Origin of the sequence: Roseovarius sp. M141 (genome assembly GCF_024355225.1) — a bacterium.
GTDB lineage: Bacteria > Pseudomonadota > Alphaproteobacteria > Rhodobacterales > Rhodobacteraceae > Roseovarius.
On sequence record NZ_VCNH01000001.1, the window covers coordinates 214,299 to 237,314 of the forward strand.

General features: G+C 59.3%; 19 protein-coding genes and 6 pseudogenes. 14 read left to right on the top strand and 11 right to left on the bottom strand.

Features of this window, described 5'->3' with window-relative positions; genetic code table 11:
* Window positions 1–20 precede the first annotated feature (20 nt).
* From fabI to FGD77_RS01215, 12 genes are all read left to right on the top strand, one after another.
* Window positions 21–788 carry an enoyl-ACP reductase FabI gene (fabI, locus tag FGD77_RS01160; protein ID WP_255005673.1) on the top strand — a complete coding sequence of 256 codons (768 nt, stop codon included), beginning with the start codon at window positions 21–23 and terminating at the stop codon, window positions 786–788.
* 98 nt (window positions 789–886) lie between these two features.
* Window positions 887–3,247: a copper-translocating P-type ATPase gene (locus tag FGD77_RS01165; protein WP_255005707.1), complete on the top strand. Its 2,361-nt coding sequence runs from the start codon at window positions 887–889 to the stop codon at window positions 3,245–3,247.
* 124 nt (window positions 3,248–3,371) lie between these two features.
* Entirely contained in the window at window positions 3,372–4,568 is a 1,197-nt protein-coding gene (nirK, locus tag FGD77_RS01170) for a copper-containing nitrite reductase (protein ID WP_255005674.1), read from the top strand.
* A gap of 78 nt (window positions 4,569–4,646) precedes the next feature.
* Complete coding sequence (locus FGD77_RS01175; protein WP_255005675.1) at window positions 4,647–4,898, top strand: DUF2933 domain-containing protein; 252 nt, start codon at window positions 4,647–4,649, stop codon at window positions 4,896–4,898.
* Complete coding sequence (locus FGD77_RS01180; protein WP_255005678.1) at window positions 4,895–5,545, top strand: isoprenylcysteine carboxylmethyltransferase family protein; 651 nt, start codon at window positions 4,895–4,897, stop codon at window positions 5,543–5,545. The genes FGD77_RS01175 and FGD77_RS01180 overlap by 4 nt, the downstream gene beginning before the upstream one ends.
* A 15-nt stretch (window positions 5,546–5,560) precedes the next feature.
* A complete protein-coding gene (locus FGD77_RS01185) occupies window positions 5,561–7,012 on the top strand; it encodes a YfcC family protein (protein WP_255005680.1) in 1,452 nt (483 codons plus the stop codon).
* 15 nt (window positions 7,013–7,027) lie between these two features.
* Entirely contained in the window at window positions 7,028–8,257 is a 1,230-nt protein-coding gene (locus FGD77_RS01190) for an arginine deiminase (RefSeq protein WP_255005682.1), read from the top strand.
* 15 nt (window positions 8,258–8,272) lie between these two features.
* Window positions 8,273–9,274 carry an ornithine carbamoyltransferase gene (gene argF, locus FGD77_RS01195; RefSeq protein WP_255005683.1) on the top strand — a complete coding sequence of 334 codons (1,002 nt, stop codon included), beginning with the start codon at window positions 8,273–8,275 and terminating at the stop codon, window positions 9,272–9,274.
* A 3-nt stretch (window positions 9,275–9,277) separates the two neighbouring features.
* Window positions 9,278–10,198 (top strand): carbamate kinase, encoded by a 921-nt coding sequence (gene arcC / locus FGD77_RS01200; protein ID WP_255005684.1) that lies wholly within the window; start codon window positions 9,278–9,280, stop codon window positions 10,196–10,198.
* Between the two features lie 65 nt (window positions 10,199–10,263).
* Entirely contained in the window at window positions 10,264–10,764 is a 501-nt protein-coding gene (locus FGD77_RS01205) for a c-type cytochrome (RefSeq protein WP_255005685.1), read from the top strand.
* A 64-nt stretch (window positions 10,765–10,828) separates the two neighbouring features.
* Complete coding sequence (locus FGD77_RS01210; protein ID WP_255005686.1) at window positions 10,829–11,521, top strand: CBS domain-containing protein; 693 nt, start codon at window positions 10,829–10,831, stop codon at window positions 11,519–11,521.
* 80 nt (window positions 11,522–11,601) lie between these two features.
* Window positions 11,602–12,288 (top strand): DUF6629 family protein, encoded by a 687-nt coding sequence (locus FGD77_RS01215; RefSeq protein WP_255005687.1) that lies wholly within the window; start codon window positions 11,602–11,604, stop codon window positions 12,286–12,288.
* A gap of 337 nt (window positions 12,289–12,625) precedes the next feature.
* On the opposite strand, the pseudogene FGD77_RS01220 reads toward FGD77_RS01215, so the two are convergent.
* Window positions 12,626–12,799, bottom strand: a pseudogene (locus tag FGD77_RS01220) (transposase domain-containing protein); the annotation flags it as partial.
* Between the two features lie 165 nt (window positions 12,800–12,964).
* A pseudogene (locus tag FGD77_RS01225) lies at window positions 12,965–13,417 on the bottom strand (transposase); the annotation flags it as partial.
* Window positions 13,418–13,419: 2 nt separating this feature from the next.
* On the opposite strand from FGD77_RS01225, the pseudogene FGD77_RS01230 reads away from it, so the two are divergent.
* A pseudogene (locus FGD77_RS01230) lies at window positions 13,420–13,644 on the top strand (transposase); the annotation flags it as partial.
* An 80-nt stretch (window positions 13,645–13,724) separates the two neighbouring features.
* On the opposite strand, the gene FGD77_RS01235 reads toward FGD77_RS01230, so the two are convergent.
* The 7 genes and pseudogenes from FGD77_RS01235 to FGD77_RS01265 form a co-directional block, all read right to left on the bottom strand.
* A complete protein-coding gene (locus FGD77_RS01235) occupies window positions 13,725–14,801 on the bottom strand; it encodes an NAD(P)-dependent alcohol dehydrogenase (RefSeq protein ID WP_255005688.1) in 1,077 nt (358 codons plus the stop codon).
* Between the two features lie 473 nt (window positions 14,802–15,274).
* Window positions 15,275–15,516 (bottom strand): annotated as a pseudogene (locus FGD77_RS01240) (transposase); the annotation flags it as partial.
* A gap of 73 nt (window positions 15,517–15,589) precedes the next feature.
* A pseudogene (locus FGD77_RS01245) lies at window positions 15,590–16,133 on the bottom strand (ATP-binding protein); the annotation flags it as partial.
* Window positions 16,107–16,259: pseudogene (locus FGD77_RS22135) on the bottom strand (nucleoside monophosphate kinase); the annotation flags it as partial. The pseudogenes FGD77_RS01245 and FGD77_RS22135, both read right to left, overlap by 27 nt.
* 45 nt (window positions 16,260–16,304) lie before the next feature.
* On the bottom strand, window positions 16,305–17,672 hold the full coding sequence (gene secY, locus FGD77_RS01255; protein WP_255005689.1) for a preprotein translocase subunit SecY: 1,368 nt from the start codon (window positions 17,670–17,672) through the stop codon (window positions 16,305–16,307).
* Window positions 17,673–17,787: 115 nt separating this feature from the next.
* Window positions 17,788–18,270 (bottom strand): 50S ribosomal protein L15, encoded by a 483-nt coding sequence (gene rplO, locus FGD77_RS01260; RefSeq protein WP_255005691.1) that lies wholly within the window; start codon window positions 18,268–18,270, stop codon window positions 17,788–17,790.
* 181 nt (window positions 18,271–18,451) lie between these two features.
* Window positions 18,452–18,844, bottom strand: coding sequence for a cytochrome c family protein (locus FGD77_RS01265; RefSeq protein WP_255005693.1), 393 nt, complete (start codon window positions 18,842–18,844; stop codon window positions 18,452–18,454).
* Between the two features lie 852 nt (window positions 18,845–19,696).
* Here FGD77_RS01265 and FGD77_RS01270 point away from each other — a divergent pair.
* A complete protein-coding gene (locus tag FGD77_RS01270) occupies window positions 19,697–20,500 on the top strand; it encodes a PRC-barrel domain-containing protein (RefSeq protein WP_255005695.1) in 804 nt (267 codons plus the stop codon).
* A 25-nt stretch (window positions 20,501–20,525) separates the two neighbouring features.
* Here FGD77_RS01270 and FGD77_RS01275 read toward each other — a convergent pair whose 3' ends face one another.
* Together FGD77_RS01275 and FGD77_RS01280 are read right to left on the bottom strand one after the other, a co-directional pair.
* Window positions 20,526–21,704, bottom strand: coding sequence for a phosphatidylserine/phosphatidylglycerophosphate/cardiolipin synthase family protein (locus FGD77_RS01275; RefSeq protein WP_255005696.1), 1,179 nt, complete (start codon window positions 21,702–21,704; stop codon window positions 20,526–20,528).
* 91 nt (window positions 21,705–21,795) lie between these two features.
* Window positions 21,796–22,934, bottom strand: a protein-coding gene (locus FGD77_RS01280; RefSeq protein ID WP_108693518.1) for an IS3 family transposase whose coding sequence is annotated in 2 segments (ribosomal slippage) — window positions 21,796–22,668 and window positions 22,671–22,934 — 1,137 coding nt in all. Because the reading frame shifts where the segments join, the coding sequence is not laid out codon by codon here.
* Window positions 22,935–23,016 lie beyond the last annotated feature (82 nt).

The window sequence follows — 23,016 nt, forward strand, 5'->3', positions numbered from 1 at the left end:
GCCCCGCCAGATTGCTCGACATGACCGGCAAGAAGGGGCTGGTCATCGGCATCGCCAATGAGCACAGCCAGGCCTGGGCGGCGGCGCGCAATTTCCACGCGGCGGGCGCGGACCTCGCGGTGACCTATCTCAACGACAAGGCCCGGTCGTTCGTAGAGCCGTTGGCTACCGCGATCGACGCCCCCATTCTGCTGCCCTGCGATGTGGCACGGGACGGTCAACTGGAGGCAGTCCTTAACGCCATAACCCAAGCCTGGGGGCGTCTCGACTTTGTACTGCATGCGATCGCCTGGTCACCACCCGAAGATCTGCACGGTCGGTTGATCGACTGTTCAGCCGACGGGTTCGCACAATCGATGCAGGTGTCCTGCCATTCTTTCATCCGCACGGCGAAACTGGCCGAACCGCTGATGGGAGAGGGCGGTAGCCTGATGACCCTCAGCTTTCTTGGGGCCGAAAGGGTCGTGGATCATTACGGTCTCATGGGTCCGGTCAAGGCTGCGCTCGAGTCGTCGGTGCGTTATCTGGCGCATGAGCTCGGGCCAAAAGGCATTCGCGTCAACGCAATTTCGGTGGGTGCGGTGAAGACCCGCGCCGCCTCGGGCATCCGGCATTTCGATGAGCTGATCGACGAGACCGAGCGGAAATCGCCGCTGCGCCGCACCGTTACAACTGACGAGGTCGGGCGCGCCGCGCTTTTGCTCGCCAGCGACTACACAACCGCAATCACTGGCAAAGTCTTACATGTCGACGCCGGATTCCATGTCAATGGCATGGTGTTTCACTGAGGTCCGAACCCGTCGCGGAAAACCCGCGGTGAGAGCAGGACAGGAAAGGACACGAGATGAACGTAACCAAGGGTAAATTTGGCAAGAGGGTGGACGACATGGAGAGCATTGATACAGTTCCGGACGGCTATTCCGGAACGGTCTACACCTGCTCCATGCATCCCGAAATACGCAGCACTGAGGAAGGACGCTGCCCAAAATGCGGCATGAACCTGATACCGGAAGGGGAAGTTGCGGAGCACGGGCATCACGACCATTCTGGTCACGCCGACGCGCATGGTGGCGTAAGCGTGAATGTCAAGGACGGCGAATACGATACCGTGCCCGACAGCTACAACGGGACGGTCTATACCTGCCCGATGCACCCGCAGGTACGTCATCCCGGACCGGGGTCATGTCCGCTCTGCGGCATGGGGCTGGAGCCGGAAACGGTGAGCCTGGAAGATGACGGCCCGAATCTCGAACTGGTGGATTTTACCCGGCGGTTCTGGGTCGGTGCTGTGCTGACGGTCCCGCTCCTGGTTCTGGCGATGGGTCCGTTCGTCGGATTCACATATTTGATGGAACTGTTGGGGGAGCGCACTTCACTCTGGGCAGAACTCGTTCTTGCAACGCCGGTGATCCTCTGGTCGGGATGGCCGTTTTTCGTCCGCGGCTACAATTCGTTCCGCACGTTGAATCTCAACATGTTCAGTCTGATCTCGATGGGGGTCGGCGCGGCTTGGATATTCAGCGTCGTGGCCGTCATCGCACCGGGGATATTCCCCGAAGGCTTCCGCGACCAGAACGGCAATGTTGGCGTCTATTTTGAAGCGGGCGCCGTGATCGTGGTCCTGGTCCTGCTGGGACAGATGATGGAGTTGCACGCCCGCGAAGGTACCGGCAAGGCGATCCGCGCTCTGCTGGATATGGCCGCCAAGACGGCACTGGTCGTCCGGCCCGACGGCACCGAAGAAGAAATCGAGCTGGACCAGGTGCAGCTGGGCGATCACCTGCGGGTGCGCCCGGGTGACAAGGTGCCGGTGGATGGCGTGGTTGTCGAAGGTCGCTCCTCCGTCGATGAATCGATGATTTCGGGCGAACCCATGCCGGTTGAAAAGGTCGCAGGAGAGCCTGTCACGGGCGCGACGATCAACGGCACCGGTAGTCTGGTGATCGAGGCGACAAGGATCGGCGCCGACACCATGCTGTCCCAGATTGTGCAGATGGTCGCGAATGCGCAGCGCAGCCGCGCCCCCATCCAGAAATACGCCGACAAGGTGGCGGGACTGTTCGTGCCCGCCGTCATCATCGTCGCGATCCTGTCGTTCATTACCTGGGCGATCTGGGGACCGGATCCTGCGATGGCCTATGGCCTCGTCTCCGCCGTGGCCGTGCTGATCATCGCCTGTCCCTGTGCACTTGGCCTCGCTACACCGATGTCGATCATGACCGCCACGGGCCGCGGCGCGCAGATGGGCGTGCTGATCAAGAACGCAGAGGCGCTGGAACGGTTCGAGAAGGTCGACATCCTGATCGTGGACAAGACAGGCACGCTGACCGAAGGAAAACCCAAACTGGTCGCGGTTTTGCCGGAGGCAGGACATGATGAGGCCGAGGTGCTGCGCCTTGCTGCGTCGCTGGAGCGGGGATCGGAACACCCGCTGGCCGAGGCCATCGTGCGCGGTGCCGAAGAACGTGGCATTAAATTTTCTAAAGCCGAAGATTTCGAGGCCGTGACCGGCAAGGGCGTCAAGGGTCGGGTGGACGGCAAGTCCGTCGCGCTCGGCAACGCGGCCCTGATCCATGATCTGGGGCTGGACAGTGGCGCGCTGGTCGACACCGCCAACGCCCGGCGCGACGAGGGCGAGACGGTGATGTTCATCGTGCTCGACGGGGCCATTGCCGGGCTGGTCAGTGTGGCCGATCCGGTCAAGGAGACCACGCCGGCCGCGCTCAAGGCGCTGCATGAGCAGGGCTTCCGGATCATCATGGCGACGGGCGACAACGAACGCACGGCGCAGGCCGTCGCGAGCCGGCTGGGCATCGACGAGATCCGCGCCGACGTACTGCCCGAAGACAAGGCCCGGATCATCAAGGAGTTGCAGGCCGAGGGTAAAAAGGTCGCGATGGCTGGCGACGGGGTCAATGACGCGCCTGCCCTTGCCCAGGCCGATGTCGGTATCGCCATGGGCACCGGGGCCGACGTGGCGATCGAAAGTGCCGGGTTCACACTGGTCAAGGGTAACCTCGATGGCATCGTGCGGGCCCGGAAACTGTCCCACGCGACCATGCGTAACATCCGTCAAAACCTCTTCTTTGCGATGATCTACAACGCTGCGGGCGTCCCGATTGCGGCAGGTGTGCTTTACCCGTTCCTCGGCATCCTGATCGGCCCAATCTTTGCCGCCTTCGCAATGAGCGCATCGTCCCTGTCGGTCGTGCTGAACGCGCTCCGACTGCGGCGGCTGAAGTTCTAACGAGCGGGCGCGGCGAGGCTTTGTATCCGCATTAGTATGCAGCGTTGTCGATCCGAAACAAATTTGGAAATCCGATCATCGGGTTTCTTACGGAAGCAACCAAGCAAGCAAAGGAGACAAACAAATGGCAGGTCACGAAATCCATGACGCGAACACCCCTGAGAGCGAGGCACAAGAGGTCCCGCAACAGGCGCGGGGTCAAGGCCTGAGCCGCCGGAACCTTCTTGTCGGTTCGGCTGGAGTGACACTCGGAAGCATGGCCGGCGCATCGGCGACCATTGCGCAGAGCAATCAGTCGGGTGCAGGATCCCGTATGCGCCCCGCTGCGAGTCTGGGCGACCGGATCTACAGCGCTAACCCAAGTCATCCCGGCATGGCCGACGTGAGCGAAAATCCCGCGAACGTACCGTCGCCGATCACCCGGACCGAACCCGCCACGGTACGGATCGAGTTGGAGACGATCGAAATCGAGGCCCATCTCGATACCAACAGCCGTTTTCGGTTCTGGACTTTCAATGGCACCGTGCCCGGCCCCTTCCAGCGCGTACGTCTGGGCGATACCGTCGAGGTCTACCTCAAGAACAACGAGGACAGCTGGTTCGCCCACAACGTCGATTTCCACGCTGTGACAGGTCCTGGCGGCGGCGCGTCTCTGGGTGCGCCCGGCCCGGGAGAAAGCTACAGCTTCAAGTTCAAGGCGCTGAACCCCGGCCTTTACGTCTATCACTGCGCGGTTGCTCCCGTGGCGCTCCATATTGCCAACGGGATGTACGGCCTCATCCTGGTTGAACCCGAAGAGGGGCTGACCCCAGTCGATCGCGAATTCTATGTGATGCAGGGCGAAATCTATACCGAAGAACCATTTGGCAGCGTCGGAGTGTTGACTGAAAGCTACGACAAGCTGATTGACGAACGTGCCGAATATCTCGTCTTCAACGGGCATGTCGGAGCGTTGACAGATCACTATCCCTTGCAGGCCAAAGTGGGCGAGACGGTTCGCATTTACTTTGGCGTTGGCGGTCCGAACTATACCTCCGTCTTCCAAGTAATCGGCGAGATATTCGACAAAGCCTATTTGCACGGCTCGCTGATTTCGCCGCCTCTCGAAAGTGTGCAGACCATCGTGGTGCCTCCGGGAGGCTCGGGAATCGTCGAGTTCAAGTGCGAGGTGCCGGGGCGTTTCGTGCTCGTCGATCACGCGCTGTCGCGTGCCGAGCGCGGTCTCGCCGGTTACCTCATCGTCGAAGGCGACGAAAACCCCGACATATTCTCATCCCTGGACGAGACACCCGGCGCGGCTGGCCCAGACGATCCCGAGTGATCTTACTGCCCCCGCCGTTGATCGCAGCGGGGGAAACGCAAATGGCGAAATTGAGCGTAAAGAGAAAGCGAGCAGCACATGACCCCGGATGACTCCCACCAGATCGAGCCGACCCGGCCCCCAAAACCCGCGCAATCCTTCTGGCGGTCGCGTTTCGGGATCAGCCTCATTATCGCGCTTGCGATTGCCGCGATTCTGCTCGGGTTCGAGCACCGGATCCACATCTTTGCCGGTAACGGTTTTCTCGCGCTTCTTCTGCTCGGCTGTGTCGTCATGCATCTGTTCATGCACGGCGGACATGGCGGCCACGGGGGTGGTGACAAATCATGATCGACACTCCCGGCTATGGCTTGTGGCTGTTCGCACTGCTCAATGCCGCGATCTTCATCATGTTCGCATTTAGCTTCTTCAAGCCGCAGACAGCGCGCGACTGGCGCAGCTTCGGGGCTTTCAGCGCGTTCCTCGTTGCTCTTTTCTCGGAAATGTATGGTTTTCCGTTAACCATCTATCTGCTGTCCGGTTGGCTGCAGACCCGTTTCCCGGGGGTCGATTGGTTTTCCCATGATGCCGGGCACCTGCCGGAAATGATGTTTGGCTGGCAGGCCAATCCGCATTTCGGCCCCTTCCACATGCTCAGCTTCGTGTTGATCGGGCTTGGGTTCTGGATGATCTCGGCGGCGTGGCGGGTGCTTTATCAGGCGCAGCGAAGCGGAGCACTGGCCACGACCGGGCCCTACGCACGTGTCCGTCATCCGCAATATGTGGGGTTCGTTCTGGTGCTGACAGGGTTTCTTGTTCAGTGGCCGACCCTGCTGACGCTCGCGATGTATCCGGTGCTGATCTGGATGTACGTGCGGCTGGCCCGTGCAGAAGAGCGCGAGACGCGGGCGCAATTCGGCGGTCAATTTGATGCCTACGCCCGAAATGTCCCCGCGTTCATTCCATCTTTGGGGCCGACCTCAAAGCAAACAAACTAAAGGGGAGCGATAAAAGTGCCGAACAAACAACTGGAGAAAACACCCGATGATGATCAGATCCTCGAATCGCGTTTTCCGACCGCCTACACGATCCTCTTCGCGTTGATCATCCTGATCGCTGCACTGACATGGATCATCCCCGCCGGCCAATATGAACGTGTGATGGATGCCGCTTTGGACCGCGAGGTTGCCGTTGCAGGCAGTTACGCGCTGGTCGAGCGCAACCCGCAGGGCTTTGTCGATGTGATGCTGGCGCCTATCGCCGGATTCTATGATCCCGACAGCTATGCCGCCAACGCGATCGACGTTGCGCTGTTCGTGCTGTTTCTGGGTGGTTTTCTGGGTGTCGTGAACGCCACCGGCGCCGTTGATACCGGCATCAGGGCAGCCATGACCCGCATGAAAGGTCGCGAGATCTGGATGATTCCGATCCTGATGACGCTGTTTGCGCTTGGCGGCACGACCTATGGCATGGCCGAGGAAACGCTGGCGTTTTACGCCATTTTGATCCCCGTAATGATCGCCGCAGGCTATGACGCCGTCACAGGTGTCGCGGTCATACTGATTGGCGCCGGCATTGGCGTTCTGGGATCGACGATCAACCCATTTGCAACGGTCATTGCGTCCGATGCGGCAGGCATTCCCTTTACCGACGGTATCGCGCTGCGGCTGATCCTTCTGGTCGCGGGCCTTGCCATCTGCGCCGCCTTCGTCATGCGCTACGCCGCACGGGTCAAGGCCGATCCTTCCCGCTCGGTCGTGGCGCATCAGGCCGAGGCACACAAGCGTCTGTTCCTTCAGGACGCCAAGGAGGGCGAGGTGGATGACGTCCTGTCCGGCACCCAAAAACTGGTGTTGATCCTCTTTGCGGCGACGTTTGCCGTAATGATCTGGGGCGTGGCCAGTCAGGATTGGTGGATGGCCCGCATGGGCGCGCTGTTCCTTGGCGCCGCCATCGTCACCGGCGTGATCGCCCGCATGGGCGAGAAGAAACTGACCGGCAGTTTCGTCGACGGCGCGCGTGACCTTCTGGGCGTGGCGCTGGTCATTGGACTGGCGCGCGGGATCGTCGTCATCATGGAGCAGGGCATGATCGCCGACACGATCCTGCACAGCGCCGAGCAGACATTGGCCGGCGTGGGCGAGTTGGCCTTCATCAACCTGATGTTCTGGATCGAGGCAGGGATGAGTTTTCTCGTGCCGTCCTCATCAGGCCTCGCTGTCCTCTCGATGCCCATCCTCGCGCCGTTGGCCGATTTTGCCAATGTGGGCCGCGATCTGGTGGTCACCGCGTATCAATCGGCCAACGGCCTTGTGAACCTGATCAATCCGACCTTTGCGGTGGTGATCGGCGGGCTGGCGATTGGCCGGGTGTCCTATGACCGCTGGCTGGTGTTCATCTGGCCGCTGCTGGTTCTGCTCATCATTCTGATTACGGTGGCGATCAGCATCGCCGCCATTCTCTGAGACAAGGAAAATACCATGACTGATCATAAACTCGGCGTTCATTCTGAGTCCGGTAAACTTCGGCAGGTGATTATCTGCCGCCCCGGCCTGGCCCATCGCCGCCTGACACCGGATAATTGCGAAGACCTGCTGTTCGACGATGTGTTCTGGGTCAAGCAGGGCCAGAAGGATCACGATGCCTTTGCGCAGGCGATGACCGATGAGGGCGTCGAGGTGCTGGAAACCGGCGCGTTGCTGGCCGAGACGATGGAGATCCCCGAGGCGCGCAAATGGGTGCTGGACCACCGCATCGCCGCCATTCATGTCGGCGTTGGAATGCGCCGCGAGCTGCGCGAGTGGATGGACGAGCTGCCGGGTGCGGAGTTGTCGAAATGGCTGATCGGCGGGCTGACCGTGGCCGATGTGCCGTTCGAGGCGACCGGCATGTTTGGTGCCTATCTGGGCAAGCACGGCTTCATCCTGCCGCCATTGCCCAACTTCCTGTTCACCCGCGACAATTCGGCCTGGATCTATGGCGGCGTCACGCTGAACCCGATGTATTGGCAGGCGCGTCGCCCCGAAACGCTGCTGACTGCCGCGATCTATGAATACCACCCCAAATTCAAGGGCCAGGTCGAGGTGATCTGGGGCGATCCGCTGAAGGATTACGGCCTTGCCACGCTGGAAGGCGGCGACCAGATGCCGGTCGGCAACGGCGTCGTTCTGGTCGGCATGGGTGAGCGGACGTCGCCGCAGGCCGTGGGCCTTCTGGCGCAGGCGCTGTTCGACCAGGGCCGGGCGGAACGTGTCGTCGCCTGCCAGATGCCCAAATCGCGCGCGGCGATGCATCTGGACACGGTGTTCACTTTTTGCGGCGGCGATGTCGTTACCAGCTTCAAGGATGTGGCCGATGAGATGACCTGCTATGACCTGCATCCCGGCGAGGGCGGCAAGCCGCTGGATATGCGGCACGACAAACGCCCGATGTTCGACGTTGTGGCCGATGTCATGGGCTTCAAGAAGCTGAACGTCGTCGATACCGGCGGCGATAACCCGTTCGAGCAATCGCGCGAGCAGTGGAACGACGGCAATAACGTGCTGGCGCTGCGCCCCGGTGTGGTGATGGGCTACGACCGCAACGATGACACCAACGCCGCCCTGCGCGCCGAAGGCATCGAAGTGATCGAGATGCCGGGCGCCGAGTTGGGCCGGGGCAGGGGCGGCAGCCGCTGCATGTCCTGCCCGACCATCCGCGATGCGGTTTAAAAAGGAGTTAACGATATGGCTTTCAATCTGAAAAATCGCAGCTTCCTGACCCTGCGCGACTTTACCCCTGCCGAGATTGCATTTTTGCTCAAGCTGTCGGCAGATCTCAAGTCTGCCAAATACGCCGGCACCGAGGTCGAGACGCTGAAAGGCAAGGAAATCGCACTGATTTTTGAAAAAGACAGCACGCGCACCCGCGTAGGCTTTGAGGTGGCAGCCCATGATCAGGGCGCGACGGTCACATATCTTGGCCCCTCGGGCACCCATATCGGCGGCAAGGAAACGGTCAAGGATACCGCGCGCGTTTTGGGCCGGGTGTATGATGCGATCGAATATCGCGGATTTGGTCAAAAGATCGTCGAGGAGCTGGCCGAATGGTCCGGCGTGCCGGTCTATAACGGGCTGACGGACGAATTTCACCCGACGCAGATCCTGGCCGATTTCCTGACCATGCAGGAACACGGCGAAAAACCGCTGCGCGAGGTCGCGTACTGCTTCATGGGGGACGCGGGCAACAACATGGGCGACAGCCTGCTGATCGGCGGGGCCAAAATGGGCATGGATGTGCGGCTCTGCGCGCCGAAATCGCTGTGGCCCGAGCAGTCGATTCAGGACGAGGCGCGATTGGTGGCGGCGGACACCGGCGCGCGTATCACGATCACCGAAGGTGTGGACGAGGCCGTGCGCGGCGTCGATTTCGTCTATACCGACGTCTGGGTGTCTATGGGCGAGAGCAAGGACAAATGGGCCGAGCGGATCGAGCTGCTGAAACCCTATCAGGTCAATGCCGAAATCATGGCAAAGACGGGCAATCCGCGCGCGAAATTCATGCATTGCCTGCCGGCCTTCCACAACACCGACACCGATGTCGGCAAGGACATCAAGGAGCAGTTCGGCCTTGATGCGATGGAAGTCACGGAGGAGGTGTTCGAAAGCCCGGCCTCTATCGTCTTTGATCAGGCGGAAAACCGGATGCACACGATCAAGGCGGTCCTTGTCGCCACATTGGGGGGCTAGAATATGCTGGTCGTTGCAGCCCTTGGCGGCAATGCGCTGCTGGAACGCGGTCAGCCTTTGACGGCGGCAAACCAGCGCGCGAATGCGCGCATTGCCGCCACGTCGCTGGCCGAAATCGTGCGCGCCGGCCATGATCTGGTGATCACCCACGGCAACGGCCCGCAGGTCGGGCTGCTGGCGCTGCAAGGCGCGGCCTACAAGCCCGATGAGGCCTATCCGCTGGACGTTCTGGGGGCCGAAACCGGCGGTATGATCGGCTACATGATCGAGCAGGAGCTGGAGAACGCGCTGGACCATTCACGGCCCGTCGCCACCTTGCTGACGCAGGTGATCGTGGATGCGCGCGACCCGGCGTTTCAAAACCCGACCAAGTATATCGGCCCGGTTTACGAGCGCGAAGAGGCCGAGGCGCGCGCCAAGGCCGCAGGCTGGACCATTGCACAGGACGGCGACAAATGGCGCCGCGTCGTCGCCTCGCCAAAGCCGATGGAAATCCCAGATATCCGTGTTTTGAAACTGCTGTTGGATCAGAACGTCATCATCATCTGCACCGGCGGTGGCGGCATCCCGGTCCTGCGCGGCAAGGATGGCAGCCTGACCGGCGTCGAGGCGGTCATCGACAAGGACGCCGCCAGCGCCCTTCTGGCGCAGGAATTGGGGGCGGAAGTGCTATTGTTGCTGACCGATGTTGACGCCGTCTACCGCGATTTTGGATCGGACAAGGCGACAAAACTATCATGGCTGTCACCGCAAGACGCTCTGCAATTCGATGCGCCCGCGGGTTCGATGGCCCCGAAACTGGAGGCAGCGGCAGCTTTTGCCGCGGCGGGTGGTTTGGCGGGCATCGGGCGATTGCAGGACTCGGTCGAAATCATGAACGAGGCCGCAGGCACACAAATTTTAGAACGGAACCCGGGCAGGTGAAAAGGGCGGTGTCAGGAAAGAACTAAACGCACAAAAAGACCCCCTCAGAGCGAAAGGAAAAAACGATGGGAATTCTTAGATATAGAGCGGCGACCGTTAGCGTGGCAGTTATGGCAACAGCATTTATGTTGATCGGCGCCTCGGCTGAGGCCGACTCTCATTCAATGGAAATGTCGGGCGCGATGATGGCCACCGGGCTCATGATGCCGCAGATGGATGCCGCCAAAGGCCGGCAGCTGTTCGCCTCGAAGGGATGTGTCGTCTGCCATTCAGTGAACGGAATTGGTGGTCAGGATGCCCGGTCGCTGGACGCCGAAAACATGGATCTGCCGATGAACCCCTTCGACTTTGCCGCCAACATGTGGCGCGGTGCTGAAACGATGGTGTCATTGCAGCGCGAAGAGTTGGGCGACGTGATCCAGATTTCAGGTCAGGAACTGGCACATATCATCGCGTTCGTCCACGATCCGAAAGAACAGTCTCAGTTCACGGGTGCCGAGATCCCGGACGATGTGAAAGAGATGATGGAGCACCACGAAACCGAAGCGGAAGGTGCCCACGACTGAGCCCACGGCGCCCGGGATGTTGTCGACACCCTGCCGAGCACATCCCGCAGATAAGGAGACCAGATTGCAAGCTCAGGACATCATGACGAAAAATGTAATTTCAGCCGCTGCTGATACTACAGTGGAGGAAGTGACCGCACTTATGATGAAAAATCACATAAGTGCAGTGCCGATCCTGGACAATGATGGAGCCATCATCGGGCTTGTCAGCGAAGGCGATTTGATGCGCCGGGTCGAAGGGTCTGGAAAGACCAACAAGTCGTGGTGGCTTTCACTGTTTTCGGGGTCCAACGACACGGTGACGGACTTCATCGCGATGCGTGGTCGCCGCGCGAAGGATGTCATGACCCGAGACATCAAAGTCGTAGCCCCCGACACGGCGGTCGCAGACATTGCGCGTTTGCTCGAAGAAAAGCGGATCAAACGCGTTCCTGTTGTCGAAGACGGCCGAATGGTCGGCATCGTCAGTCGGGCCAACCTGATGCAGGCGCTTGCGACAGCGCCCATCGTGACTCTTAAAACGTCAACCAGCGACCGCGAAAAACGCGAGATTGTTCTGGCGGCACTGGCGCAAGTACCGGGGCTTACTCCTGTGCAACTCAACGTCGTCGTAGAGGGCGGTCGCGTGGATGTCTGGGGCCTTGTCGGATCGGACGCCGAGGAAGACGCCGCACGCGTGGCGCTCGATAACATCGATGGGCTCGGCGAGGTTTCGATCAATTTTGACCGGATACCAAGCTACGCTTGGATCGTTTAGGATCTGATGTAATTCCGGTACGCAACTCAACCTGCGCTAAACTGCCCGTGACGATCGCAGTTTGAAGGATAATTCAAAGCATGTGCCTCTCAGCAGAAGTAAGCTTTGCCGCCAGCGTCTTTCTTGTCGGAGGCGGCGCATTCGCCACTTGGAAAGCCACACAGATTAACATGCGATATCTGCCCGTCGCCCTGATGCCGCTCTTTGCAGGTCTTCAACAATTCATGGAAGGCAACGTCTGGGTTGGCGTCAACGGAGGCGATCCTTTCACCGTACTTTGGGGGGCGATGGGTTTCATCTTTTTCACTTGGTTCATGTGGCCAATCTGGATACCCATTTCCGTCTATGTTCTGGAACCGCCCGATAGTCCGCGCAAGAAACTGTTCCTGACATTCGCGGCGATAGGGATCGCGTTCGGACTGCTGCTTTACGTGCCACATGTGATCAATCCCGATTGGATCGAGGTCAGCGTCAATCAGGATTCGCTGGCCTATGAAGGAACGATGCTGCTGGACTACCTGATGCCGCGCTGGATGACCTATGTGATCTATCTGTCCCTGATCATCGCGCCGCCGTTGATGTCGCGCTATCTGCACATGCGGTTCTTCGGCGGCACAATCATCGCCGTCGTGGTCGTCGACATCCTACTGCTGCGCTATGCCTATATCTCGTTCTTCTGTCTGCTGGCGGGTCTGGGGACGCTGCACCTGATCTATATCATCCTGCGCAACAAATGCGCCCGGGAGTGCCCGATGCTTTTTGCGTAGCGGCTGTCACGGCGACGGCGCGTTCAGTGTCACTCTGATGGCCGTTGCCGCCGACGACATGCGTTTCCAAAGGCGTCACTTCTTTAACTATCTCCGGGCCATTGAGCAACATCAGGAACCTGCAAGGAGAGAAGCAACCGGCCAAAATCTGACATTTTCTAAATGAATTGAGATGTCTCCGTTCCAAGAGTAAACAATTGCTTTCTTCAATCCTCTTTGCAGCTTTCGCCATCTTATCGTAAGCGGCGGTTCCGCGCCATTGATATTTGACTTGCAGGCTGAACGCTTCGTCATGGCATGTCGGATTCCGGAGTTCGTCAGGGACTACCCAACGAGCTCATTCTGTGTGGGGAACCTGTCTGACATAGGCCCATCGCATCAGCGTATCGTTGTCCTTGTCGCGATGACCGTTTGCCAGCTTCGTGAACAGATCCTTCATGTAGGCATATGGTTCGACACCATTCATTTTGTAAGAGCCGATGAGGCTTGCGAAGCACTCCCATTTACGGCCGATACTGGTGAAAAACTCACCGTGCACCTTCGCAGCTCACTTTAGGAGAATTCTGCCCTGCTGAATCGTCAGACGGGGCCATATCTGGGGTAAAAGAGCGTGATAGCAGAAAGCTTGTTCGCTTTCTGCGACCAGATCTAACATCGCTGGAGTTTTTCAACAGTATCGGCCGCTTTCAACATGACCAGCGAACAAGGAGTTGCGGCGATTCATTGCCGGGCTGCGGATGGCGCTCTCCACCAGGTTGGAATCGATGTCGACGCGGCCATCGTCAAGGAACAGCCGAAAACCCCCTTCCCGGCGCAGCATATAGGCCATGGCCTCACCAAGTTCGGATTTGCGTGAGACACGGGCCGCCTGAGCTGCCAGCAAGGTGAAGAATGCATCTACCAAAGGACGGGACAGGCTCTGGCGGGTGGCCCGGCGATGATCGGGATCGGAGCCGCGGATCGCATCCTCGATCTTGTAGAGGGCAGCGATGTGCAGCAGCGCCTCGTCCACCATGGGAGAGCCCTTCTTGGGCTTGGCCTTGATCAGTTTGCGCCGCCCGTGTGCCCAGCAGAAGGCCAGCCGCAACGGATCGCCGCCCGTGCGTTTTGGCGTGGCGAGGTGGGAGTGAACTGCTACATGTGTTCGCGGACGGTGGGTATGCCGGGCCAAAATTGCGCGGGGCGCTGGCCCAGACCGGGCGATGGGTCATTCAGATCGTGAAGCGCTCCGACACGGCCAAAGGTTTCGGGGTGACCCCACGAAGATGGGTTGTCGAACGCACCTTCGCTTGGCTCGGGCGTTGCCACCGATTGGCCAGGGATTGGTAGCAAACCATCGAAAGCGCCGAAGCATAGGTCCTCAGCGCTCACATCCGGCGGTTGACGAGACATCTCGCAAGACCATGAATTCGTTCACCCCGTTTTGAATCGGACAATTAGACCGAAATTGCGACTTTCAGCACGCCGTCTCTTTGGTTCGCGAAAAGGTCATACGCCTCTTCAATCTGATCAAGTTTGAACCGGTGAGTGACAAGTGGCCGCGTGTCGAGCCTGCCGCTGGCAATCATGTCCATCAGCCGACGCATGCGTTCCTTGCCACCGGGGCAAAGCGTGGTGATTATCTTGTAGTCGCCCAACCCGGCAGTGAACGCATCCAGCGGGATCGTGAGATCGCCAGAATAGACCCCCAGCGAAGAAAGCGTGCCGCCCGGCCTGAGAACCCGCAAGGCGCTCTCGAATGTTGCCTGCGTGCCCAGAGCCTCGATCGCGACATCCGCGCCGCGCCCGTCGGTCAGGCGCATGATCTCCTCTACAGGGTTGGTTTTGGTGAAATCGATCACATGATCGGCGCCCAACTTGCGGGAAATGTCCATACGTGCCGGAATGGCCTCGACAGCAATGATCTTGGAGGCGCCCATCATGCGGGCGCCAGCCGTCGCACACAGCCCGATGGGACCCTGAGCGAAAATCACGACGGTATCGCCGATCTTGACATGGCCACTTTCGGCGCCGGAGAAACCAGTGGACATGATATCGGGACACATCAACACCTGCTCGTCGCTCAACCCGTCGGGGATCGGGGCGAGGTTCGCCATGGCGTCGGGAACCAGCAGATATTCGGCCTGAGCGCCGTCTATTGTGTTGCCAAAGCGCCAGCCGCCCATCGGCTTGAAGCCGTGTTTTGTTCCCGGCCCGTCCTGGGAATGGCAGCCACAGAGCGACGCATTGCTATACCCGCTGGGACAGATTGCGCCCGCGATGACGCGCTGGCCCTCCTGATAGCCTTGGACGGCCGAGCCAAGTTTCTCGATCACACCGACCGGTTCGTGGCCAATCGTCAATCGCCGCTCGACCGGATATTCTCCTTTGAGGATATGAATATCGGTCCCGCATATGGTTGTGGTCGTGATCCGGATCAGTGCATCCAGCGGGCCAACATCGGGGATCGGCTTCTCGTCCAGCACGATCCGGTTCGGTTCGACGAAAATTGCGGCTTTCATTTTTTCCGACATTTGAAGCTCTCTTTCCTATGACGTTCCAGTGCATGCCCTAGCTCGGGTCACGAGACCGTCGCATTGGTCCACCCGGATCAGGATCGCTCTTCGAGATTCTGTAGGAACGGCGCCAACTGGTCTTTGACCTTGATCAATTTCGCCGTGATTCGGAGGAAATCGATGCCGTCAAAGTTACCCGAATGCGGACAAGGATGACCCCGGGAAGGAGGGGCCATAGCTTCGGGAGGGGGCAGGATAGCACGTTAAAGCGTTTCGCTGCGTTTCGGTAAATCCCTGCCTCAGGTATTTCCCGAAACGCTTTAGTGTTCTGAGTCTGACGCTTGCTACCTGCAATCTCGGATTTCATAGAGCTTGTTTAGCGCGCGTCGCTTCCGAGCGAGGATATCATCGGCTGTCTTGGTCCATGTGAAGGCTTTTGGCTTTGCGTTGCGCTACAAGAGGTAGTCGTAGATGGCGGTCTCTAGGTCGTCGACGCTGGAATAACTGCCCCCCGGATGCGCTTTGACGTGATCTCAGCAAAGAAGCGTTCGACAAGGTTCAGCCATGGCGCGCTGGTTGGTGCGAAATGCAGCTTGAAGCGCGGGTGTGTCTCCAGCCAAGCCTTTACCTCGGGCGTCTAATGTGTGGTGTAGTTGTCAAGCACGAGATGCACGTCTCGCGGCTTGAGGACAGCGCGGTCAATACGGCGCAGAAAGCGCAGGAACTGCTTGGCTGTTGAATGTTACTCACAACTGACCCGGTATTGTCACCGACATTTAATCCGCCCAGTTATTATGCTTTCTACGTCATGATGTGCTCAATGCCGTTGTCTCCTTCCGTTTCATTTTCGCTATCTCGGAGCTGGCCTTGAAGCGGTAGCTGGCGTTGCCGGTCTCCAGAATGTGGCAGCGATGAGTCAGGCGGTCGAACAAGGCAGTGGTCATCTTGGCGTCACCGAACACCGTTGCCCATTCGCTGAAGCTGAGGTTGGTGGTGATGATCACGCTGGTGCGCTCGTTTAGCTTGCTGAGAGGATTGAACAACAGGGCACCGCCCGATGTGCTGAACGGCAGGTATCCCGGCTCGCCCAAGATCACGAGGTCTGTCTTGGCCAGCGCCTCAGCGATCTTTCCAGCCTTGCCTTGGGCCTTTTCCCGTTCCAGCGCATTGACCAGTTCGACGGTCGAGAAGAAGCGCACGCGTTTTGCGGTGATGCTCTATGGCCAGAATGCCAAGGCCAGTCGCAATATGGCTTTTTCCCGTGCCAGGTCCACCGATCAGGACGACATTTTCGGCCGCGTCCATGAATTCGCAGCGATGCAGTTGGCGGACCAGGGCTTCATTGATCTCGTCCGTCACCAGCTCCCCGCGAGCCAAGATATCGGCGACCTTCTTGCCCATCTCGGTGCCGGATGCTTAGGCCTCGCGCAGCATGTCGCCGGTGCTTAGCTGGATCATGTCGCGGGTGGCCACCAGATGAGGTGCCTGAGTGCCAGTGCCCGCGTCCGGCTGTCCGAGAAGTTATTTCCGTCCTGTCCCTTTGCGGCGTGCGCGCCTTTTGCCCTTGCCGCCCAGCTGCGATTTCTCAATCAGCCCTTCGTATTGATGTGCCAGAAGGTGGCTTTGCACCTGCTGGATCGTGTCCATCGTAACAGACACAACGATAAGAACCGATGTGCCACCAAAGTAAAAGGGGATGGCGAACTGTGCGCGCAGAATTTCCGGGAGAAGCGTAATGAGTGCAAGATAACCTGAGCCGAGCACGAGGACGCGGCTGACCACATACTCTAGGTACTCTGCCGTCCGCTTGCCCGGACGGATGCCGGGGACAAAGCCGTTCTGGTTCTTCAGGTTATCCGCCACTTCGTCGGGTTTGAAGGCGACGTTATAGGTATAGAAATATGTGAAAAACACGACCATGCTGGCGAAGAACAGCAGATAGAGCGGCTGGCCGGGGCCGAAATAGGCCAGGATCGTCGACATGATCGCACCAGAGCCCTGCCCGCCCGAGAATGTGCTGATCGTCGTCGGCAGCAACAGCAGCGACGAGGCGAAGATCGCCGGGATCACGCCCGCCGGGTTCACCTTGAGCGGCAGGTGCGAGGAGCCGCCGTCATAGACCTTCATCCCGACCTGACGGCGCGGATATTGGATATGCACCTTGCGCAGCGACCGCTCCATGAACACCACAAAGGCGATCACGACGACCACCATCACGATCACGCCGATGATCACGGCGGGACTGATCGCGCCCGACCGGCCAGAGGCAAAGAACTGCGCCAGAGCCGCCGGAACCTCGGCGATGATGCCGACGAAGATGATCAGCGAAATGCCGTTACCGATGCCGCGCGCGGTAATCTGCTCGCCCAGCCACATCAGGAACATGGTGCCGCCGATCAACGTCACCATGCATGACACGATGAAGAAAAGGCCCGGATCGGTGACCAGATCGCCAGACTGAAGGCTGACGGCCAGACCGTAGGATTGCAGCGTGGCCAGCAGGACCGTGCCGTAGCGGGTATATTGGTTGATCTTCTTGCGGCCTGACTCGCCCTCTTTTTTCAGCTGCTCCAGCGCGGGAACCATCGCCGTCATCAGCTGAATGATGATCGAGGCCGAAATATAAGGCATGATTCCGAGGGCAAAGATACCCATCCGCCCCAGCGCGCCGCCGGTGAACATCGACAGCATGCCGCCGATGCTGGCGCCTGCCCCGGCCATGAACTGCCGCAGCTCGGCGCCGTCGATGCCCGGCACCGGGATCCATGTGCCGAGGCGGTAGACCACCAGCAGCATGAGGGTGAACACGATGCGTTTGCGAAGGTCGGTGGCCTTGCCGAGCGCCGCCCAGCTGGTGTTGGCCGCCATTTGTTCTGCTGCAGATACCATTCGGCCTCTTTCGCGAATCACCCAACGCCGCCGAGAGCTGTTTTCCAGCGGCCCGGCGGCGTCGTTTTGAAAAACTGGAAAGTATGTAAGCGGCGCATGGGCCGCTTACAACCTCTTATTCAGCCGCAACACCCGCCTTGGCGCCGGTCAGCGTCAGCGAGCCGCCCGCTTTTTCGACCGCTTCGACCGCCGATTTGGACGCGCCGGTGACTTCCAGCGTGATCTTCGACGTTACGTCGCCCTTGGCCAGAACGCGCACGCCGTCCAGCTTGCGGCGCACCAGACCGGATGCGATCAGCGCATCCTCAGTGATGGCGCTGCCAACGTCCAGGCTGCCCGCGTCGATGAATTTCTGGATCAGGCCCAAGTTGACCACGGCGAATGCCTTGCGGTTCGGCTTGTTAAAGCCGCGCTTGGGCAGACGCTGATAGAGCGGCATCTGGCCGCCTTCAAAGCCCTTGATCGCAACGCCCGAACGGGACTTTTGACCCTTGATACCACGCCCAGCGGTTTTACCCATGCCCGAGCCGGCACCACGGCCAACGCGCTTTTTGCGCTTGGTTGCGCCTTCGTTATCGTGCAGTTCATGCAGTTTCATGTCGCTTCTCCTCTTGCCGGACGCGACCCCCAGCGACAGGAGCGTTCGAACGCGGCTTAATTGGGTTGTGAGTCGGGGCGAGACAGATAATGGGCGCGTGTAGCGGGTCGTCTGCCCTCTTGCAAAGATGGTCCGGTGCCAGTCGCATAGATCATCAGACGATGCGTCTGGATTTGACGAGTTACTTTTCTTCGCCCGGAAATATCTCAAGATAGGCGATCACGTCCTCGATATCGTCTTCTTTGCGCAGGCCGGCAAAGGTCATCTTGTTGCCAGGAATGAAATCCCGAGGCTTTTTGAGGTATTCGGCGATGTTCTCATGGGTCCAGATCAGTCCTTTTTCACCAGCCTCGACCATAGCGTCTGAATATTTGAAATCCTCGATAGCCCCCGCCTGACGCTCGATAACACCGTTCAGGATCGGACCCACACGGTTCTTCGCGTCCTCGCCAACCTGATGGCAGGCCTGGCACTTCTTGAAGACTTTCTTGCCTTTCTCGGCGTCGCCATCGGCAAATGCTGGAGCCGAAAGCGCCGCGATCGCAGCAATACTTGCAAGTATTTTTTTGATCATTGTTTTCTCCTTGAGATCAGTTAAATCAGCAACATTTCATTTCCGGACATCAACGCAATGCGCTCTTCGTTCGGGCCGCGGTCAAAAAACACTTCGCTCTGTCAAAGAATCTTCCGAAACCGCAGCAGACCGTCCGCCCACCGGCCATATGAGGGGCGCGCGGGGTTGGGCATCATACTATCACGGACCGGGGTTGCAATAACAAGATTATTCAGGACGACCTGCTTCATGACCTGACCATTTTGGTACAATGACGGCATCTGCATACCTCCTTAACCAAGCAGCATGGAGATTAGCATGGGTTGCGCCCAGTCCGACCAACTTGGGCCGAGACTGGCGCTGACATATTTGCTGTTGAGCTCGAAGAAGCGCACCAGTAGGTATTTGTCGCGCGAAATCCAGATCATCATCGAAAGCTGGAGGAAACACCATAACTCCAGACAACCTCACAGTGCTTCCGTCCACCGGCACCGGAAGCCAGAAGCCCGATGGATCAAGGCCCATCATGCACTCACTTTCAATCTGGGCCACTCAAGTGGGGCTGTTCAGATGATGCTAGTCACTTTATTTGTCATGCGTTCGTTCCTCCCTACCTTCTTTCCCAAAATTCGTCGCTCGCCGCATCGCTTTAGAAGGCACAGAGAGCAGCATCCGCTCCCTAAAGACGTAATGGTCCCAGAATCATTACACCAATAAGTGGTATAGCCCGGTCTCTCAGTTCGTTCAGCAGCTGCAAGCATCGGGGTATAATGATCGAAGTGTAATAACTGGATCGTGAAAGCGTCTTTAGAATTGGGTGTCGGAAAGTTGACCGATTGCCGGTCGAACCGTGATCAAGGAAAGGATACTCTCATGCGACTACCAAAGTTATTCGCCTCTGCAACGATCGTTTCGGTGGCGAGCCTCGCATTCGCCGTTCGCGCGGCGGATATGGAATCGCTTCCGGACGCGGGGGCTTCTAAGGGACAGGAGATCCTGCAGTGCCAGAGCGATCTGCTGACGTTCGAGGACGAGTTGGTACAGGCTGGGTTCGGAGTATTGGCGCCAGGCGGCTATGTTGGCGGATATGCCGGATACAAGACGGGCTACGGCCTGATCGGCACGCCGCGTCAGCAGATGCAAATGCTGCGCGACGCAGCCGGGGTATATGCGCTCGCAGGCGATGAGAGAGCCTGCCAGATGGTGCTTGCTTCCATGCGGGATATTTATGAAGCGCATGACAAGCTGGTTGGTTTTGAAACCGATAATCCGGAGGCCCGGACAGCGTGGCGGCGTGTTCATCTGGCTAAGGCTGTTCCGGTGACCGAAATGGATCGACTGATGCGAGCGGATGTGATCATAGGCGTTGATCTCCGCACCGCCGACGACACGATGCTGGGCGAGATCAAGGACATCGTACTCGATCCAAAACGGCAGACGATCGCATATGTGTTGGCTTCCCGCGGCGGTTTTCTGGGTTTGACCGAGGAGTTGATCGCCGTGCGTTGGGCTGATTTACGCGCCACCGACGACCACGAGATCTATGTACTAGACGTGTCGCCGGAAGCCTTCGCGGCGGCACCCAAGGTGGAGCGGCGGAATTTCGAAGCGAGCTCGGGGCAGGGCTGGCGCAACAGCCTCGATCAGTACTGGGCCGGTGTCATCGATAAATCGTAGGCCGGTCATGTGGTGGCGATGCCGCTTACAACAGCTGTCGCGCCGTCCAGCCGATCGCTTCGAGGCCGCGCGCGCGCCAGCCACGTCGGTGCCAGATGGAAAGGGTGATTTCTTCTGCCTCAGCGATATCGTCCATGTATTGGGCTTGCAGTTGCTCGGTCAGGGTTTGATCGCGTGCGAGCAAGACGAGTTCCTGGTTGACGAACAGGCTGAGATAATCGAGGTTCGCGGAGCCGACGATCGACCAGGTCGCGTCGATGACTGAGGTCTTGGCGTGCAACTGGCGTGGCAAATACTCATAAATCCGCACTCCCGCAGTCAGTAGCAGCGCATAGGCCGCCTTCGTCGCCCAGCCTGCAACCAGCGGATCACCCCTGCGGGGCACTAACAGCCGCACGTCCACGCCCCGCATCGCGGCGGTTTGGAGCGCTTGGTCAATCATGATTCCCGGCCCGAAATAGGGCGACGTCAGATAGACGTGAGCCTGGGCCTTCGCGATCAATCCGGCGTGTAGACAGGCGAGGCGGTGTTGGCAGTGGCGCGAATAGCTCGGCACCAGCAACGCCTCCATATTTTTGGGGTCTTCGGGAATGGCGCTCGCTGGGAACTGGTGTGCATCGTGCCAGAGCCGGTCGAAATGTCCGATTGCAAGCTTTGCGAGCGGACCCGAAACGCGCACATGGGTGTCGCGCTGACGCGTCTCTCCATGCAGCCGACGCGAGTTCAGACGGCGGATGTTGAAACCACCCAGAAACGCGTCCCCGTCATCCACGATCAGCAGCTTGCGGTGGTTGCGCTGGAGGTATTGCAGCGGGTGCAGGGCGCCAAACGGCCTGAACCAGCGGAACTGGACCCCGCTGCCTTCAAGCTCGCGCTGAAGGTTCTGAAAGCTCCGCTGGCCGGCACCGAACGCGTCAAGGTGCAGCCGCACGTCAAGTCCGGCGCGTGCTTTGGCCGCCAGCGCGGCCACGAAGCGCGCACCGACCTCGTCGGCCGCGAATATATAGGATTCCATGCGGATGTCGCGCCTGGCGTTTTCGATCGCCGCAATCATTGCGTCGAAAAGAGCATCGCCTTCTACGAAAAGCCGGAACGCGCCCCGGCCCTCACGGAGTTCCGGAACGCAGAGCGAGGCGTCGGCTTGCGTACTTGGCGGCGTGCCGCCGTGTACGGACCCGCCTTGTTCTTCGCTGAATAGGCTCATAGTTCGCATGTATCCTTCCCCGACGTCGTCAGAGCTGGCTCGGTTTGTCTGAGCAGTTTCCGAGCGTTTCGTAAGTGGTTTTCCGCCTTGGTTATGCCGCGACCGCTTGGGGCCGGGGCATGTTGAAGTAAGCCTGATCGGGGGTTTTCCCGTCAAGCGATGAATGGGGGCGTCGGCTGTTGTAGAAGCCGAGATAGCGGCCGATGGAGGCACGGGCCTCCGGGACGCTGGCGTAGGCGTGCAGGTAGACCTCCTCGTATTTGATGCTCCGCCAGAGCCGTTCGACGAAGACGTTGTCGCGCCAGGCCCCTTTGCCATCCATGCTGATTTTGATCTCCCGGCTCGCCAGCACCTTGATGAACTCGGTCGAGGTGAATTGGCTGCCCTGATCCGTATTGAAGATATCGGGGTTGCCGTGGCGCACCAACGCCTCCTCGACGGCTTCGATGCAGAAATCGGCTTCCAGCGTGATCGATACCCGCCATGCTAAAACCCGGCGCGTGAACCAGTCCAGCACGGCGGCCAAGTAGATGAACCCTCGGGCCATGGGAATGTAGGTGATGTCCATCGCCCAGACCTGATTGGGCCGGGTGATCGGCAGTTTCCGCAGCAGGTAGGGGTAGATCTTGTGCCCCGGCGCCGGTTTCGAGGTGTTGGGCTTGCGATACAGCGCCTCGATGCCCATCCGTTTCATCAGCGTGGCGACATGCAGCCGCCCGACCTTGAATCCTTCCTGCACCAGCAGCCCCCGCAACATCCGGCTGCCCGCGAACGGGAACTCCATGTGCAGCTTGTCGATCCGGTGCATCAGCTTCAGGTCGGCATCGGCCACTGGCCGGGGCTGGTAATAGACACTGCCCCGGCTGATCCCCAGAACGATGGCCTGACGGCTGACGCTGAGCCTCGCGGTGTGATCGATCATCTTTTTGCGCTCGGAAACAGACCCGCCTTGCCGAGCGCGCCGGACAAAAAATCGTTCTCCAGCGCCAGCTCCCCGATCTTCGCATGCAGGGTCTTCACGTCGATTGCCGGTTCTGCATCCGACTTTATCGCGGCTCCGAAAACGCCCGTGGCGCCTTCAAGAAGTTGATCTCGCCATTGCTTGATCTGGTTCGGGTGGACGTCGAAATCCTGCGCCAGCTCGATCAGCGTCTTCTCACCCTTGATTGCGGCAACAGCCACTTTCGCCTTGAATGCCGGGCTGTGGTTCCGGCGTGGTCGTCTTGTCATGGTTCTCTCCTTGCTTGCAGCATCATGCTGCTGTTGCGCGGAAAATCCACTTATCCCGGATGTTCAGTTTTCCCGAGCCACC

Excerpts from the sequence above, each read along its gene's own strand:
- FGD77_RS01265 (WP_255005693.1), bottom strand. The coding sequence starts at position 18,844 with ATGATCAAAAAAATACTTGCAAGTATTGCTGCGATCGCGGCGCTTTCG.
- nirK (WP_255005674.1), top strand. The coding sequence starts at position 3,372 with ATGGCAGGTCACGAAATCCATGACGCGAACACCCCTGAGAGCGAGGCA.
- secY (WP_255005689.1), bottom strand. The coding sequence starts at position 17,672 with ATGGTATCTGCAGCAGAACAAATGGCGGCCAACACCAGCTGGGCGGCG.
- FGD77_RS01270 (WP_255005695.1), top strand. The coding sequence starts at position 19,697 with ATGCGACTACCAAAGTTATTCGCCTCTGCAACGATCGTTTCGGTGGCG.
- FGD77_RS01275 (WP_255005696.1), bottom strand. The coding sequence starts at position 21,704 with ATGAGCCTATTCAGCGAAGAACAAGGCGGGTCCGTACACGGCGGCACG.
- FGD77_RS01180 (WP_255005678.1), top strand. The coding sequence starts at position 4,895 with ATGATCGACACTCCCGGCTATGGCTTGTGGCTGTTCGCACTGCTCAAT.
- FGD77_RS01190 (WP_255005682.1), top strand. The coding sequence starts at position 7,028 with ATGACTGATCATAAACTCGGCGTTCATTCTGAGTCCGGTAAACTTCGG.
- FGD77_RS01205 (WP_255005685.1), top strand. The coding sequence starts at position 10,264 with ATGGGAATTCTTAGATATAGAGCGGCGACCGTTAGCGTGGCAGTTATG.
- FGD77_RS01235 (WP_255005688.1), bottom strand. The coding sequence starts at position 14,801 with ATGTCGGAAAAAATGAAAGCCGCAATTTTCGTCGAACCGAACCGGATC.
- FGD77_RS01165 (WP_255005707.1), top strand. The coding sequence starts at position 887 with ATGGAGAGCATTGATACAGTTCCGGACGGCTATTCCGGAACGGTCTAC.
- argF (WP_255005683.1), top strand. The coding sequence starts at position 8,273 with ATGGCTTTCAATCTGAAAAATCGCAGCTTCCTGACCCTGCGCGACTTT.
- FGD77_RS01175 (WP_255005675.1), top strand. The coding sequence starts at position 4,647 with ATGACCCCGGATGACTCCCACCAGATCGAGCCGACCCGGCCCCCAAAA.
- arcC (WP_255005684.1), top strand. The coding sequence starts at position 9,278 with ATGCTGGTCGTTGCAGCCCTTGGCGGCAATGCGCTGCTGGAACGCGGT.
- rplO (WP_255005691.1), bottom strand. The coding sequence starts at position 18,270 with ATGAAACTGCATGAACTGCACGATAACGAAGGCGCAACCAAGCGCAAA.
- fabI (WP_255005673.1), top strand. The coding sequence starts at position 21 with ATGACCGGCAAGAAGGGGCTGGTCATCGGCATCGCCAATGAGCACAGC.
- FGD77_RS01215 (WP_255005687.1), top strand. The coding sequence starts at position 11,602 with ATGTGCCTCTCAGCAGAAGTAAGCTTTGCCGCCAGCGTCTTTCTTGTC.